The sequence below is a fragment of the uncultured Streptococcus sp. genome (assembly GCF_901875575.1).
Classification (GTDB): Bacteria; Bacillota; Bacilli; order Lactobacillales; family Streptococcaceae; genus Streptococcus.
In genome coordinates, this window is the sequence record NZ_CABFMF010000012.1 from 26,447 (window position 1) to 42,396 (window position 15,950).

General features: G+C 38.4%; 18 protein-coding genes. 4 read left to right on the forward strand and 14 right to left on the reverse strand.

Features of this window, described 5'->3' with window-relative positions:
- Positions 1 to 849: 849 nt before the first annotated feature.
- From QZ114_RS05045 to QZ114_RS05100, 12 genes are all read right to left on the reverse strand, one after another.
- Positions 850 to 1,086 (reverse strand): hypothetical protein, encoded by a 237-nt coding sequence (locus tag QZ114_RS05045; RefSeq protein WP_295500359.1) that lies wholly within the window; start codon positions 1,084 to 1,086, stop codon positions 850 to 852.
- A gap of 100 nt (positions 1,087 to 1,186) precedes the next feature.
- On the reverse strand, positions 1,187 to 1,552 hold the full coding sequence (locus QZ114_RS05050) for a hypothetical protein (protein WP_295500362.1): 366 nt from the start codon (positions 1,550 to 1,552) through the stop codon (positions 1,187 to 1,189).
- A 21-nt stretch (positions 1,553 to 1,573) separates the two neighbouring features.
- Positions 1,574 to 1,795 (reverse strand): hypothetical protein, encoded by a 222-nt coding sequence (locus QZ114_RS05055; protein ID WP_295500365.1) that lies wholly within the window; start codon positions 1,793 to 1,795, stop codon positions 1,574 to 1,576.
- Positions 1,796 to 2,048: 253 nt separating this feature from the next.
- Positions 2,049 to 2,951 carry an SPFH domain-containing protein gene (locus QZ114_RS05060; RefSeq protein ID WP_295500513.1) on the reverse strand — a complete coding sequence of 301 codons (903 nt, stop codon included), beginning with the start codon at positions 2,949 to 2,951 and terminating at the stop codon, positions 2,049 to 2,051.
- A 130-nt stretch (positions 2,952 to 3,081) separates the two neighbouring features.
- Complete coding sequence (locus tag QZ114_RS05065) at positions 3,082 to 4,233, reverse strand: iron-containing alcohol dehydrogenase (RefSeq protein ID WP_295500369.1); 1,152 nt, start codon at positions 4,231 to 4,233, stop codon at positions 3,082 to 3,084.
- An 847-nt stretch (positions 4,234 to 5,080) separates the two neighbouring features.
- Positions 5,081 to 6,586 (reverse strand): zinc ABC transporter substrate-binding lipoprotein AdcA, encoded by a 1,506-nt coding sequence (adcA, locus tag QZ114_RS05070; protein WP_295500372.1) that lies wholly within the window; start codon positions 6,584 to 6,586, stop codon positions 5,081 to 5,083.
- 9 nt (positions 6,587 to 6,595) lie between these two features.
- Complete coding sequence (locus QZ114_RS05075; RefSeq protein WP_295500375.1) at positions 6,596 to 7,402, reverse strand: metal ABC transporter permease; 807 nt, start codon at positions 7,400 to 7,402, stop codon at positions 6,596 to 6,598.
- A complete protein-coding gene (locus QZ114_RS05080; protein WP_295500377.1) occupies positions 7,395 to 8,099 on the reverse strand; it encodes a metal ABC transporter ATP-binding protein in 705 nt (234 codons plus the stop codon). Before QZ114_RS05080 ends, QZ114_RS05075 begins: the two co-directional genes overlap by 8 nt.
- Positions 8,099 to 8,539, reverse strand: a complete 441-nt coding sequence (gene adcR, locus QZ114_RS05085; RefSeq protein ID WP_295500380.1) for a zinc-dependent transcriptional regulator AdcR — start codon at positions 8,537 to 8,539, stop codon at positions 8,099 to 8,101. Before adcR ends, QZ114_RS05080 begins: the two co-directional genes overlap by 1 nt.
- A 300-nt stretch (positions 8,540 to 8,839) precedes the next feature.
- Positions 8,840 to 9,388, reverse strand: coding sequence for a ribosome hibernation-promoting factor, HPF/YfiA family (gene raiA, locus QZ114_RS05090; RefSeq protein WP_295500383.1), 549 nt, complete (start codon positions 9,386 to 9,388; stop codon positions 8,840 to 8,842).
- 78 nt (positions 9,389 to 9,466) lie between these two features.
- On the reverse strand, positions 9,467 to 10,129 hold the full coding sequence (locus tag QZ114_RS05095; RefSeq protein ID WP_295500386.1) for a ComF family protein: 663 nt from the start codon (positions 10,127 to 10,129) through the stop codon (positions 9,467 to 9,469).
- A complete protein-coding gene (locus QZ114_RS05100; protein WP_295500389.1) occupies positions 10,126 to 11,424 on the reverse strand; it encodes a DEAD/DEAH box helicase in 1,299 nt (432 codons plus the stop codon). The genes QZ114_RS05095 and QZ114_RS05100 overlap by 4 nt, the downstream gene beginning before the upstream one ends.
- Positions 11,425 to 11,479: 55 nt before the next feature.
- On the opposite strand from QZ114_RS05100, the gene QZ114_RS05105 reads away from it, so the two are divergent.
- The 3 genes from QZ114_RS05105 (at position 11,480) to cysK (ending at position 13,597) form a co-directional block, all read left to right on the forward strand.
- Positions 11,480 to 12,115, forward strand: a complete 636-nt coding sequence (locus QZ114_RS05105) for a YigZ family protein (RefSeq protein WP_295500392.1) — start codon at positions 11,480 to 11,482, stop codon at positions 12,113 to 12,115.
- Between the two features lie 15 nt (positions 12,116 to 12,130).
- Entirely contained in the window at positions 12,131 to 12,574 is a 444-nt protein-coding gene (locus tag QZ114_RS05110) for a PH domain-containing protein (RefSeq protein WP_295500396.1), read from the forward strand.
- Between the two features lie 96 nt (positions 12,575 to 12,670).
- On the forward strand, positions 12,671 to 13,597 hold the full coding sequence (gene cysK, locus QZ114_RS05115; RefSeq protein ID WP_295500399.1) for a cysteine synthase A: 927 nt from the start codon (positions 12,671 to 12,673) through the stop codon (positions 13,595 to 13,597).
- Positions 13,598 to 13,713: 116 nt separating this feature from the next.
- On the opposite strand, the gene tsf is transcribed toward cysK, so the two are convergent.
- Together tsf and rpsB are read right to left on the reverse strand one after the other, a co-directional pair.
- Positions 13,714 to 14,754 carry a translation elongation factor Ts gene (tsf, locus tag QZ114_RS05120; RefSeq protein ID WP_295500402.1) on the reverse strand — a complete coding sequence of 347 codons (1,041 nt, stop codon included), beginning with the start codon at positions 14,752 to 14,754 and terminating at the stop codon, positions 13,714 to 13,716.
- A gap of 78 nt (positions 14,755 to 14,832) precedes the next feature.
- Entirely contained in the window at positions 14,833 to 15,612 is a 780-nt protein-coding gene (rpsB, locus tag QZ114_RS05125) for a 30S ribosomal protein S2 (RefSeq protein WP_000268466.1), read from the reverse strand.
- An 85-nt stretch (positions 15,613 to 15,697) separates the two neighbouring features.
- Between rpsB and QZ114_RS05130 the strand changes: the two genes are divergently transcribed.
- The coding region (locus tag QZ114_RS05130; RefSeq protein ID WP_295500508.1) for a hypothetical protein at positions 15,698 to 15,950 on the forward strand (253 nt) is incomplete at its 3' end.

The window sequence follows — 15,950 nt, forward strand, 5'->3', positions numbered from 1 at the left end:
CAAAAAAAGAAATCATTCGGAAAAATGATTAAACAAAACATGCTATCTAGTTCGATAACATGTCCATTTCTCTTTTATAGCAACTCCTCAAACTCCGCTACTGTCATGCTCAATTGTTGACTTGCAGCCTCAGCGGTCATCGGAAAAGAGAAGATATATTAGAATTCTATCTCATTTTAACCAAAATATGAGGCTAATCCAAAAGTTGTCCATCCACGATTGAATTTAGATAGGAATCTAAACTTTTATCGCCAGCAACCTTTAAGGTAAGAAAGCTCCATGTTTTTATTTCACTAGCTTGAAATTACAAGAACTTGATTTCATCATGATAGGCGATTCCATGCACACCTGTTCCTGGTTCAATTAAAAAATTGTCTTCTATATGAATCGGGCTTTCTTTTCACTCAACAATCAAGTGGACCATCTCTCCCTTGATAGCAGCTAGACTTTTTCTGCAAATGTAGAACTGTAACAGATACTTTTTATGATAGTTGGGGAGTTCTGTAGTGAGAAATCCCAGTCAATACTGGCAAGACTTGGGACTCTGTAGTAACCACGGGCATCTAATTTTACTAGATTAAAACATTCAAGTTCCTACTGATCTCTCCATTCCTGATCATAAAAAGTATTAGGACCAAAATGGAAAAAGAAAATTTGGATAAGAATCTTTTCCCCTATAGATACGAATCGGTCTTACAGAGACAGAATCTTGTAAAGTAGAACTTTCTGCGACCTACAAATGAAGTTAATAGATTTGATATTAATAAACTGCCAAATATATAAATCTCCTGCTGATAAACAATCTAGAAACACGTGATTAATGACAGCTTGCCTACTACCAACACAGACTCAAAGAACTTGGCTATCTCCTATTTTATTCACAAAGTTATCCACAGTTTGTGGATAAAATCTAATTGCCTTCCTATCCCCTTCTTTTATAGCTAGCGGATTTTCCACCCGAATATCAAATCTTGTTTCCTGTCCAAGTGAAGAGCATTGCTCTACTTGCCCTACTGAGAATTCAAAAATTGCGATCTCTAATCCAAGGGTACGGGCTTTGACTTTTACTTGTCCAGCTTGATCCAAACTCTAAACCAGAACAAGTTCTCTGCCATGGAAGGCCTTGACTTTAAAGCAACTATTTTCTGAGCTTGATAGCGTTCGCTACTAGCTTGTCTGTCATTATCTACACCCATAATCCAAGTAAGTTCTTCAATCTAAAAATGAAGCTGATTAAATACACTTGGTACCCAGTTCCCATCTTAGTCCAAAAAATCAAATAAAGATAGAGGAGATCTTGACCATATGCATCCAGTTGTGACCTCTCTGAACGTAAGCCAATCTTGACTGGCTTACCTGCAACTACTACCCTATCTTCTACCAGATGGAATCTTTTTCCTGGAAGGTTTTTTCTCTCTGGAATTCTCCATTGAAAAACCTCTACAGACAGGGCATTTGAATAAACTCCAACAAGGATATCTCCATACTTATCCACAACTTGTTGATAACTTTTGTGGATTTCCCAATTCCAATGAGGAAGAATGCCAACCATAGGATGACTACTGTCAACCCATTAACTTTGATAGAGATAAGAAGCATTTGTAGGAATTCCTGGTGTATCGACAATACCAAAACAAGATCTTTTAACCAGAGTCTCATTTTGAGAGTACCAAGGAGTCAGTTCACAGATATAATCTACTCCTATCCAAATAAACTGACCTGCATAGGTTAGCCGGTTTCTATCTGCAACCCAGGAATCTGTTGCTATTTCCCCATAACTGTAGATTATTTCCATAGTCTGACTGTTCAATATTTTATACGCAACGTTTATACCCAATCCACTGCTTATCGGGACGATAGTAGATACCACGAAAGCAAGTAACCGATGAGGTTGAGGATAACCTGGTAAAAATCCCCCAAAAAGAGCCTAATACAAAAACAAATAGCGAACAACTACAATTTTTCTGTTATACAGAATTGTAATTGCTCACTATTTTAAGATTCATAAAATCGACTGATAAAGATTTAATAATATAACATTCTTTTCATCACATCTTCTTATCAGCACGGAGAGCTGACAAGAGTTGTGTACGAATATCATCCACACCATTTGGAGTATTTGGTAAAAAGATAGTTTGATTTCCTTTAGAAGCAAAGGTATTCAAGGTGTCCAAATACTGGTTGGTCAAGAGGATGGACATGATTTGCTCTTCTGTCATGCCAACATTGGCTTCCTTGAGTTCTGTGATAGACTCTGCCAATCCGTCTACAATGGCCTTCCGTTGTTGGGCAATCCCTACCCCATGAAGGCGATCTTTTTCTGCTTCGGCTTCAGCTGCAGTGACGATTTTAATCTTATCTGCTTCCGCTAATTCTTGCGCAGCAACCCGCTTGCGTTGGGCCGCATTGATTTCATTCATAGACTGCTTGACTTCTGCGTCCGGCTCTACCTTTGTAATCAAGGTTTTGACAATAACATATCCGTAAGTTGTCATTTCATCAGCCACTTGATGTTGTACCTCAAGGGCAATTTCGTCTTTTTTCTCAAACAACTCATCCAAGGTTAATTTAGGAACAGAAGAACGAAGCGCATCTTCGATATAAGACTTGATCTGAGATTCTGGACGTGTCAATTTATAGTAAGCGTCTGTCACGCTCTGCTCATTCACACGATACTGAGTCGCCACATTTAACATGACGAAAACATTATCCTTGGTCTTGGTTTCAACTACAATATCACTCTGCAATAAACGCAATTGGATTCGAGCTGCAATTGAATCAATTCCAAAAGGCATTCTCAGATGAATCCCACTATTAGCAGTCTTTTGGTATTTTCCAAAACGCTCAATAATTGCTACTGATTGCTGACGGACTACATAAACTGTACTCAGCATGATTAGCCCCAAGAGAAGCACACAAACCACCACAAAAATTATGAAAAAAGCTGTCATCATTGTGACCTCCATCGTTATATTTCCTGTATTATAACACATTTAAAGAAGGAGAGGCAGTTTTTACTGCGATTTTTCTTGAAATGTCAATATTTGGAGCTGAATTGTCCTGTTTTAGTCTAATTCCTAACTAAAACAACTCTTTATAAAAGGCAATCGTTTCTTCCAAAGTTGGCATAAATGGATTACCTGGTGCACAGGCGTCAATCAAGGCATTTTTAGAAAGGTATTCAAAATCAAAGTCTTTTTCTTCGATACCAAGTTCAGTAAGTTTCTTAGGAATACCTACAGTCTCAGAGAGTTTTTCAATCTCAGTAATGGCATAAGAGGCACACTCTTCATCTGTTTTGCCTTCAATATGGAGACCCAAGGCTTTGGCTACATTACGGAAAGCTAATGGTACACGTTTAGCATTTTCACGTTCCACAACTGGAAGAAGCATAGCACAACAAACTCCATGAGGTAGGTTATAGACTGCACCAAGTTGGTGAGCCATTGAATGAACATAGCCGAGACCAGCATTGTTAAAGCTCATACCACCGAGGAAAATCGCATTGACCATGGCTTCACGCGCTTCAATATCATGTCCGTTTGCTACGGCACGAGGAAGGTATTCCTTGATAAGTTCAATCGCCCCAATAGAGAGTTTTTTGGTTACATCATATGCCCCTGGTGTTACCAAGGCTTCTACAGCGTGAGTAAGAGCATCCATACCTGTCGCTGCAGTTAAATCTTTCGGTTTAGAAAGCATGAGCTCTGGATCATTGACTGATATAAGAGCAAGACTATTTTTATCAACCATGACCATTTTAACCTTGCGTTCTTCATCAGTAATCACGTAGTTAATCGTAATCTCTGCAGAAGTTCCTGCGGTTGTATTGATAGCAACAACTGGCAAGCCTTTTTTAGTAGACTTATGGAGCCCTTCATAATCCTGTGGTGATCCACCATTTGTTGCGATGATGGAAATACAACTAGCCGCATCCTGTGGTGATCCACCCCCAATACTAATGATGAAATCACATTTGTTTTCTTGCAAGGTACGTACACCATCTGTAACATTTTTACAAGTCGGATTAGGTTCCACATCGCTATAAATCACATATTCAATGCCTTCAGCATCTAGTGGTTTTAAGACTTTAGGTAAAATATCACTTGTCTCGATGAACTTATCTGTCACCAAAAGTGCCTTTTTATAGCCGAGTTCCTTAATATAAGGACCAATCTCATTTACGACACCTTTACCAATCAGGTTTACTGCTGGAACATAAAATGTAGCCATATGCATTTCCTCCTGCGCTTTGCGCTATTTATTTAACCACATTATATTACTTTTTGTATCCGTTTTCAATTATTTGTGAATTATTTAACAAATCTTTTTAAAGGAGTGGAGTTTGACTATCATTTATGAGATTCTTTTCCATCAGTAAACAAAGCAAGTCGAACAGATTTTGCAATTATAATATACGAGGACTTGCGAAAACCCTCTGTTTTCGCCCCTCAATTTAATAAAAGAAGTTGTACATATGCTAGAAACTTTACTTACAGTATTTCTAGCTTCATGGCTTATCAACATACTATCTGAGCTTTTAAAACCGTGGACAAAGAAACGAAACAAGTAACGGTTAAACCCTTTAAAAGTCTCACAAAAAACATCATTGCAGTGAACCGCAATCTGATATTTCAAGAATTAAGTGACCTTGATGATCTGAATGTAGTGTGGTATACTATTTTTGTCATCGGTTACCGATTACGTTCCTTACGGTTCGTGAGAGGAGGTGAAACTAATGAACCTTGCCCCAGAGCTCGTTCTTACTATTGTAGCGGACGTCATCGCAGGAATTATCTTGTATTTCGTCTGCAAATGGCTAGATAGTAAGAAGTAGACCGAATGACTAGCCTGTAAACACCCGTTAAATCGCTAAGATACGTCAAAAAATCCCTTAACTACTGGCATAGTTAAGGGATTTGGTGTTCTAATGAACCTTACCCATTAAATTCATTTTAACACACAAGCGCTAAGATTTCAAGAGTTTTATTTATTGTTTAAAGTTCTGAAAGATCTATAATGAAATTAGCCATCTAGTATCCAAAAACCGCCTAGCTCTTATGAACTAGTCGATTTCTCATCAATGCGCCAACATTTCTTGGGCGATTTCTTGTCCAGATAGGTTATCTGGGTAGTAGGTTGGCCAGTTATCCATTTCTTCAAAGAGGGCTTCTTGGCTTGTGCCTCCAAAGAAGATATGGAAATGTTCTGCCTTAACTGGGGCGATATTGTGGTCACTAAACTGAACATACTTGAATTGTCCAGCATTCGCATCTGTGGCTTCAAAAAGGAAGCGCACGCCACGATTGCCTTTCTTGTAAGTCAAAATTTTCTTTCCAACATACTTATAAGTATGTTTCTTACTTTGTCCACCTTGAACAAATTCCATAGTGTTATCAGTGATGTTAATCTTCGTCACATCTGTCTGATAGCCTTTTGTATAGTAGGCCTTGTACTCAGCCTGAGTCATCTTACCAGTCAACTTGGCCTTGTAGTCAAAGACTTGATCAAACGTACCATCTTCAAGGAAAGGATAAACTGATTGCCAGTTACCTGCATAGTCACTCAAGGTGCGGTCCTTGACAGCTGCATCCTCGAAATAACCATTTTGAACTGTCTTCGTATCCTCTGCCTTTTCAGGTTCGATAGCTGAACCTTCTTGGTCTGTTGTTTGTTTTAGAGCCTTGAGGTTTTTCTCCATCACGGAAATGTAGTTTTCTCCAGCCTTAGTGTCCTCTTCTGTCAAACTTTCTAAAGGATTGAGGACATCTGTTTTGACACCTGCCTCTTTTGAAAGCGTATTAGCAAGGGCTTGTGAAGCATTTTCTTCAAAGTAGATATAGGCGATTTTATTTTTCTTAACGTACTCTGTCAATTCTGCCAAACGAGCAGCTGATGGCTCGGCATCTGGAGAAAGTCCTGAGATAGCGACTTGTTTGAGCCCATAATCTAAGGCAAGATAGTTAAAAGCTGCGTGTTGAGTCACAAAGCTCTTTTGTTTTGCTTGAGACAAACCTTCTGCATAAGTCTTATCCAAGGCTTGCAATTTTTCGATATAGGCAGCAGCATTCTTCTCAAAGGTCTCTTTTTTATCAGGATAATCTGCTGACAAGCTATCACGGATGTGCTCTAATAGTTTAATGGCACGGACTGGTGATAACCAAACATGGGGATCGTAGTCATGATGGTGACCTTCACCACCGTGATCATGATCTTCCTCTTCTTCCTCACCACCTGGCAAAAGCAACATATCGCCTGTCGCCTTAATGGTGTTCACTTTTTTCTTATCCAAAGTATCTAGCAATTTAGGTACCCATGTTTCCATGTTTTCATTTTCATAAACGAAGGTATCTGCGTCTTGGATTTTAGCAATTGCCTTGGCAGATGGTTCATATTCATGGGGCTCTGTCCCAGCACCAATTAGGAGTTCTACATTAGCCGTATCTCCTGCGACTTGCTTGGTAAATTCATAGACAGGGTAAAAGGTTGTCACAATATTTAATTTGCCATCTGCCTGTTTTTGATTGGAACAAGCTACCAAAAACAGAGCACATAGACTGGCTAGCAATAGGCTAATTTTTTTCATGTCATTCTCCTATTTGATAAATCGTTTAGCTAAACTGATTAGCAAAAAGACACTTACAAAGATAATCGTTATACTTGCACTTGCAGGTGTTTCTGCATAGTAGGAAATGTAAAGACCTGCTACCATTCCCAAAAATCCAATCGCACTGGCAAGCAGCATAACCGATTTAAAGTTTTTACCCAGACGCAGGGCAATACTAGCTGGCAAGACCATAATGGTCGATACCAGAAGAGCTCCTGCAGCTGGAATCATAAGGGCAATGGCCACCCCCGTCACCATGTTAAAAAGAATGGACATGGTACGAACTGGCAAGCCATCCACAAAAGCCGTATCCTCATCAAAAGTCAAGATATACATTGGACGAAGGAAAAGGAAGGTCAAAATCAAGACAACCGCCGCAATAACAAAGAGGGAAATGACTTGCTCTTCGCTGATAGTCACGATTGAACCAAAAAGGTACTGGTCCAAACTCATCGAACTCGAGCTTTTCCCCTTGCTCATGACAATCAGAGAAACAGCCAGACCTGTTGACATGAGGATAGCTGTCCCGATTTCCATAAAGCTCTTGTAAACCGTACGAAGATACTCCAGAAAGATCGCCGCAATCAAGACAATAGCAATAGTGGAAATAGTCGGAGAAATCCCCAGAACCAGACCAAAAGCTACACCCGAAAGCGAGACGTGACTAAGAGTATCACTCATCAAACTCTGACGACGCAAGATAAGGAAGGTTCCCAATACTGGCGAGAAAAGACTCATAGCGATAACAGCCAGAAAGGCACGCTGCATAAAGTCATAAGATAATAAACTAAGCATTGCCTACCTCCTGATCATTCGCATGAACATTAAAGCAACGCCATGGTGAATCTTGATTACGGACCAGATGAATATTGCGGTCCGCATAGTCCTTAACTTCTTCAGGATCATGGGTAATCATCAAAACAGCTTTGCCATGATGATGGGCACTGTGGTGCATGAGTTCGTAAAATTCATTTTTACTTCCTGCATCCATACCCGTTGTCGGCTCATCTAGGATAAACACATCTGGGTCAGAAGCAAACATACGCGCAATCACCGCTCGCTGCTTTTGCCCTCCAGATAGAGACCCCAAGCGTTTGTCTCGATGTTCCCACATGCCAACTGAATCCAAACTGGCCTTGATATGCTCCTCATCATGAGCATTCAGGCGACGGAACCAACCCTTTCGCGGATAGCGACCCGACTTGACAAATTCATAAACCGTACTTGGAAAACCAGCATTAAAACTGGCAATCTGTTGAGGAAGATAGGCTATTCTCAATTTCTTACCTTGCGTATTTGTCTTTGAAATGCTCACCTTTCCAATGCGTGGTTGAAGGATCCCCAGACTAGCCTTGATTAGCGTCGTCTTGGCAGCTCCATTTTCTCCAGTTAAAGTCACAAATTCTCCACTATCAACACTGTAGTTGATATGTTCCAGAACCGGCTCCTTATCATAATAGAAGGATAAATCCTCTACTGTAATATATCGCATTATTTAATTTCTCCTACTAAGGCAGTCAAAAATCGCTGAATCACTTTTTGTTCATTTGGAGTAAACTTAATCGCTACTTGTTCATAGGTTAAAAGTGTATGCTCATGGTGGTGATGATGTTCTTCAGCAATCGGACGAGCCATATCTGTCAACTGATAAAAGATAACACGCGCATCATTAGGATCCTTAGACGTCTCAAGCATCCCTTCTTTGACCAAAGATTTAATAGCCTTGGTTACGGCTGCCTGGCTAACATTTAAACGACGAGCTAAGTCTGAATTAGTTAAAGACTCCTCTGACAAGAGCATGAGAATATGCTCCTGGGTATTGGTTAAAGCAACATCGCTAGTACAGTTCCCTATCAATATTTCATGCTGATTTTCAGCTTGCAAAATCACCTCGTTCAAAAAGCTATCAATATCCTTAGCTAGCTGTCTCATATCTTACTCCTTTCCTAATGCTTTCTTTATTTCAAAATAGAATAGCAAAATTTATCACTAAATCATTTACTGGTTAATTATATCACAAATACAAGAGGAATAAAAGCATCTGACATAACTATTTTATTTTCTAAACCATATCAGTAAGTTCGAAAAATCAGTCTAAACCATTACTATGAAACAAGATAAGTTTGTACAAACCTTCTATATTTACATCATAGTAATCTGAACAACAAAAAGAAGAGAAACCTATTGGTTCTCTTCGGTTTTGGCTCTGGGCCAAAAAATTTTTACAAAATATTACGATTCTTTAACTTCTAGTAAACCAATTTCACCATCCTCGCGACGATAAATAACATTCGTTGTATGATCCTCAACATCTACAAAGATAAAGAAATCATGACCCAATAAATCCATTTGCAGAATTGCTTCTTCCAAATCCATTGGTTTTAAATCAATTTGTTTTGAACGAACAACTCTAGACTGAACAACATTTGAATCTTCAACCAAAGCATCTGTAAATAATTGACTTTTTGAAACTTTATTTTTATTTTTACGTTCGATTTTAGTTTTATTTTTACGAATTTGACGGTCAATCTTATCTGTTACAAGATCAATTGATCCATACATATCTTGAGAGACATCTTCTGCACGAAGAGTAATAGATCCAAGTGGAATTGTTACTTCTACTTTAGCAGTTTTTTCACGATACACTTTCAAATTAATCCGAGCATCAAGTTCTTGTTCTGCTTGAAAGTACTTTTCGATCTTTTCGAGTTTAGAAACTACATAATCACGAATTGCTTCTGTTACTTCTAGGTTTTCACCACGGATACTATATTTAATCATATGAGTACCTTCTTTCTAAACATTTTTGTTTTTATATTTTTATTATAACGCTTTCATCTTAATTTTGCAATTTTTTCCTCATCTTGCAAGCGAAAATGTTTTTACATCTTCAGCGCCTGCTTCTTCCAACATTCTCTTAATACGATTGACCGTTGAACCTGTAGTATAAATATCATCTATAAGTAATATTTTCTTGGGAATATCTACATCATTTTTGATAAAAAAAGGAAGTTTCGTAGCCAAACGTTCCAAACGATTTTTAGAAGAACTAGCCTTTTCGTCTCTCTTACCTAGTATATCCCTGTATGAATATCCTGCCGCCTCCACCAAGCCAATAACCTGATTAAAGCCTCTATTATAATATCTTTCAGAACTTAAAGGAACGACTACAAATTGATAACCCTTATACTTTCTGAATTCCTCAGATAAATATGATGTGAAAACTTTTCTTAGTAGATAGTCCCCATCAAACTTATATCGACTAAAAAAATCTTTCATAGCTTGATTATAGATAAAAATAGCCTGATGATCCACTCGTAGCCCTTCTTTACACCAATATTGACAATCTTGACACTTAGTTGACACGCCAATTTTCATACAGTTTGGGCAGTGCTCTTCACTAATTTTCTCAAATACAGATAAACAATCTAGGCAAACATTATTTTCTTTATTCTTTAAAAGTAATAAACTTCTAAAAGTTAAATCATTCTTGATACTCTGTCCACATAACAAGCAGCTCACAAACCTGCCTCCTTATTCATCTGTTTAATCTCTTTAATAGCTTTCTTAATGGAGACATTCAAACCGTCATGAAAGAAAACCAATTCTCCTGTTGGTCTGTCCATACTCCGACCGACACGTCCTCCAATCTGTATTAAACTAGACTTGGTAAAAAGACAATGATTCGCTTCTACTACAAAAACATCTACACGAGGAAAAGTCACTCCACGCTCTAGAATAGTTGTACTGATGAGTATGGTCAGTGCCCCATCTCTAAATGCTTGTACCTGCTCTAATCGATCTTCCGTAACTGAGGACACAAAACCAATTTTCTCACGAGGAAATTCCTTCTGCAAAACTTCTTTTAATTTCTTTCCTTTCTCAATTTCTGATGCAAAAAGTAGCAATGGAAAACCAGTACTTCTCTGTTTATCAATATAGGCTTTTAACTTTGGTGACAAACATCCCTTATCTAAATATCTTTCAAAATCAGACAACCAAACTGGTTTAGGAATAATCAAAGGATTACCATGAAATCGCCTCGGCAAACTTAGCCTTTTTAACTCTCCTATTTGAACTTTTTTATCTAACTCATCGGTAGATGTAGCTGTTAAAAAGATTCTCATTCCATTCTCCTTTACACTATTATTTACAGCATGGTAAAGTATTGGATTGTCAACATAAGGGAAAGCATCTACTTCATCCACTATCAGTAAATCGAAAGCTTGATAAAACTTTAATAATTGATGTGTTGTTGCAACAACTAACGGTGTTCGAAAATAGGGATCTGACTCTCCATGTAATAGAGATATATCACAAAAAAAATCATTCTGTAGTCTCTTATATAACTCTAAACAAACATCTATTCTCGGACTGGCCAAACATACCGCACCACCAGCATTAATGACTTTAGCCACAACTTGATAAATCATTTCCGTCTTTCCAGCTCCCGTCACCGCATGAACCAAGATTTCTTCCTTTTTATCTACTGCTTGGAGTAATCCTTTTGATACCATATCTTGAAAAGGGGTTAATTGACCACGCCATTTAAGAACATCTTGCTTTGGAAAATCCTCCTGCGGAAAATAGTATAAAGCTTGATCACTCCTAACTCGCTTCATCAGTAAACACTCCCTACAATAGTAAGCATCGATGGGCAAATACCATTCTTCTAAAATAGGACTATTACAACGTTGACAGAAAAGTTTTCCCTTCTCCTTTCTCATTGCTGGAAGTTTCTCCGCCAACTGACGGTCCTCTTCTGACAATTCATTCTCAGTAAATAAACGACCGAGATAATTTGGATTTACTTTCATACTTCTTTATTCGTAAAACCTAGCACTTTAGATAATTTTTTAGTACAATTAAATCATGGAATTTAGAACAATTAAAGAGGACGGTCAAGTCCAAGAAGAAATCAAAAAATCACGCTTTATCTGTCATGCCAAGCGTATTTATAGCGAAGAAGAGGCTCGCGACTTCATTACTGCCATCAAAAAAGAACACTACAAAGCTACGCATAACTGCTCTGCCTTCATTATTGGTGAACGTAGTGAAATTAAACGTACAAGTGATGATGGTGAGCCCAGTGGTACTGCTGGTGTTCCCATGCTTGGGGTACTAGAAAATCACAATCTTACCAATATCTGTGTGGTAGTAACACGCTACTTTGGTGGCATTAAACTGGGCGCTGGAGGATTGATTCGTGCTTACGCGGGCAGTGTGGCCTTAGCCGTCAAGGAAATTGGTATCATCGAAATCAAAGAGCAGGCTGGCATTGCTATTCAAATGTCTTACGCTCAGTACCAAGAATATGGTAATTTCCTTAAAGAACATAATCTCATAGAACTAGAAACAAACTTCACAGATCAAGTCGATACGATGATTTATGTCGATAAAGAAGAAAAAGAAAATATTAAAGCTGCACTGGTGGAGTTTTTTAATGGAAAAGTTACTTTAACTGATCAAGGTTTACGAGAAGTTGAAGTTCCTGTAAACTTACTGTAAACAAAGGAGAAAAATATGGCATTTGGAAAATTCATTCAAGGGCTCGCTGGTAACTTTAGCGAGCAAAACAAAGAAACTCTTATCAAAGAATATGGACAATATCTACTAGAAAATGAAGAAATTCAAAGTGGATATAAACTGATTCGTGACTCAATTATATTTACAAATATCCGTATTATCTTTACAGATAAACAAGGCGCTACTGGACGTAAGATGTCCGTTAAATCAATCTTTTTGATGAACATTGTTAACGTTGAAATGGAAACTGCAGGAGCAGGTATAGATGATAGTGAAATTACTATTACTTATTTAGAAAATGTCTTTCTAAAAGCACATAATGAGCATTTTAGTTCTCATAAATTTGAATTCCCTAAAAAAACAGATATCATTCCACTTTATACATATTTGCTAGAATTAGCTTATCACAATCGCTTGAAAATTAATGGCTTAGACTTCTGATATAAAAAAATCCTATCACTTCGATAGGATTTCTATATTTTACAAATGGTATAGATAGCGTTATACTAGAGATATCTTATACAAAGAGGTATTCATATGTCTATTTATAACAACATTACTGAATTAATCGGTCAAACTCCGATTGTTAAACTCAACAACATAGTGCCAGAAGGTGCTGCGGATGTCTATGTAAAGCTTGAAGCATTTAATCCGGGTTCATCTGTAAAAGACCGTATCGCTCTCAGCATGATTGAAAAAGCAGAATACGATGGAATTCTAAAACCTGGTGCTACTATTGTTGAAGCAACAAGTGGAAACACTGGTATTGGACTTTCATGGGTAGGTGCTGCTAAAGGGTATAAAGTTGTCATCGTTATGCCTGAAACTATGAGTGTAGAACGACGTAAAATTATCCAAGCTTATGGTGCTGAACTCGTCCTAACTCCCGGTAGCGAAGGAATGAAAGGTGCTATTGCTAAGGCTCAAGAAATCGCTGCTGAACGTGATGGTTTCCTTCCTCTTCAATTTGACAATCCAGCTAATCCAGAAGTACACGAAAGAACAACAGGAGCTGAGGTACTAGCTGCTTTCGGTAAAGATGGATTAGATGCCTTTGTTGCTGGAGTTGGTACCGGTGGAACAATTTCTGGTGTTTCTCATGCACTCAAAACAGCAAATTCAGGTATTCAAGTTTATGCAGTAGAAGCAGATGAATCTGCTATTCTATCTGGTGAAAAACCTGGTCCTCACAAAATTCAAGGTATCTCAGCTGGATTTATTCCTGATACACTTGATACAAACGCCTATGATGGTATTGTTCGTGTAACATCAGACGACGCTCTGGCACTTGGCCGTGAGATTGGCGGAAAAGAAGGATTCCTTGTTGGTATTTCTTCAGCTGCAGCTATCTACGGAGCAATTGAAGTTGCTAAAAAATTAGGTACAGGTAAGAAAGTCCTTGCTCTAGCACCAGATAACGGCGAACGTTATCTTTCTACAGCACTCTATGAATTTGAAGTGTAGTCTCCTAAATACATTTAGCCCTTATTATAGGGCTTTTTGTTTATCTTAACTTTCCCTATAGGAATCTACTATATAACTAATAATAAAAAGGAAGCAATTTGGCTTCCTTTTTATTATTAGTTATTCAAGGCTGCTGCCATTGTAGCTGCAACTTCAGCTTCGAAGTCGTTTGCAGCTTTCTCGATACCTTCACCAACTTCAAAGCGAGCAAACTCAACTACTGAAGCGTTAACTGATTCAAGGTATGCTTCAACTGTCTTGCTATCATCCATGATGTAAACTTGTGCAAGAAGTGTGTATGCTTGGTCAACTTTAGTGTTGTCAAGCATGAAGCGGTCCATTTTACCTGGAATGATTTTATCCCAAATTTTTTCAGGTTTACCTTCTGCAGCCAATTCAGCTTTGATAGCTTCTTCAGCTTGTGCAATTACTTCATCAGTCAATTGAGCTTTTGATCCATACTTCAAGTGTGGAAGAGCTGGTTTGTTAACCATTGCACGGCTTTCGTTGTCTTGGTCGATTACGTGGTTCAATTGTGCCAATTCATCTTTAACGAATTGCTCATCCAATTCTTTGTAAGAAAGAACTGTTGGTTTCATCGCTGCGATGTGCATTGATAATTGTTTAGCAAGTGCTTCGTCTCCACCTTCAACAACTGAAATAACACCGATACGTCCACCGTTATGTTGGTAAGCTCCAAAGTGTTGTGCGTCTGTTTTTTCAATCAATGCAAAGCGACGGAATGAGATTTTTTCTCCGATAGTTGCTGTTGCAGATACGTATGCAGCTTCAAGAGTTTCACCTGAAGGCATTGTCAAAGCAAGTGCTTCTTCATTATTAGCAGGTTTTCCTTCAGCAATAACTTTAGCTGAAGTATTTACCAATTCAACGAATTGAGCGTTTTTCGCAACGAAGTCAGTTTCAGCGTTTACTTCAATAACTGCTGCAACATTACCGTTAACATAAACACCAGTCAAACCTTCTGCAGCAACACGGTCAGCTTTCTTAGCCGCCTTAGCCATACCTTTTTCACGAAGTAATTCAATCGCTTTTTCGATGTCACCGTCTGTTTCTACTAGCGCTTTTTTAGCGTCCATAACACCGGCACCAGATTTTTCACGCAACTCTTTTACAAGTTTAGCTGTAATTTCTGCCATTTTGATTCTCCTATATTTTTTAAAAATAGGAGAGCCGGGCTAAGCCCCGCCCTCCTAGGTAATTACTATTTGTATAAATTAAGCGTTGTCGCCTTCTACAACTTCAACGATTTCTTCAATTGAATCTGCTTGAGTTTCTGAAGCTGCAAATTCTGCTTCAACTGCTACTGCATCTTCACCTTGACGTCCTTCAATGATAGCGTCAGCCAATTTAGCTGTGATCAATTTAACAGCGCGGATAGCGTCATCGTTAGCTGGGATGATTACATCGATATCATCTGGATCAGTGTTTGTGTCAACCATCGCTACAACTGGGATTCCCAATTTTTTAGCTTCTTTAACAGCGATTTGCTCTTTATGTGGGTCAACTACGTACATCACATCTGGGATACGAGGCATATCTTCGATACCACCCAAGAATTTTTCAAGACGTGCACGTTGTTTGTTAAGAAGTGCAACTTCTTTCTTAGGTAGGACTTCGAAAGTTCCATCTTCTTCCATACGTTTGATTTCTTTCAAACGAGCGATACGTTTTTGAATAGTTCCCCAGTTAGTAAGAGTTCCACCCAACCAACGGTGGTTGATGAAGTATTGACCTGAACGTACTGCTTCTTCAGCAACTGCATCAGCTGCTTGTTTCTTAGTACCAACAAACAATACAACTGCATCGTTAGCTGCTGCATCACGCATGAAGTCATATGCTTGGTCAGCGTATTTTACAGTTTGTTGCAAGTCGATAACGTGGATTCCATTACGTTCAGTAAAGATGTATTTAGCCATCTTAGGGTTCCAGCGACGAGTTTGGTGACCAAAGTGTACACCAGCCTCAAGAAGTTGTTTCATTGAAATTACTGCCATGAGTATTTCTCCTTTTTGTTTTTTCCTCTTCTCGATTTCAACTTGCGAAACGACCCAAGGGCAACAGTTTCACAATTCATCAAGAATGAGTATTATCGTTTACACGACAGCTATTATTTTATCATACTTACTCAATATTTTCAAGCTATTTTTAGTAATATCCACTAAAAATGGTAATGGGGTAACTTCTCAAAGTAACTTCCACTTGGCTAGCCGAAGTGGAAATCGGTCTAAAACGGATTTTTATGGTGGAATTAAGTGTGAGACGTTTGAGTTAGAAATGAGGTCCACTATGACAAAACATAAACACCTTACCCTTTCAGACCGCAATGATATCC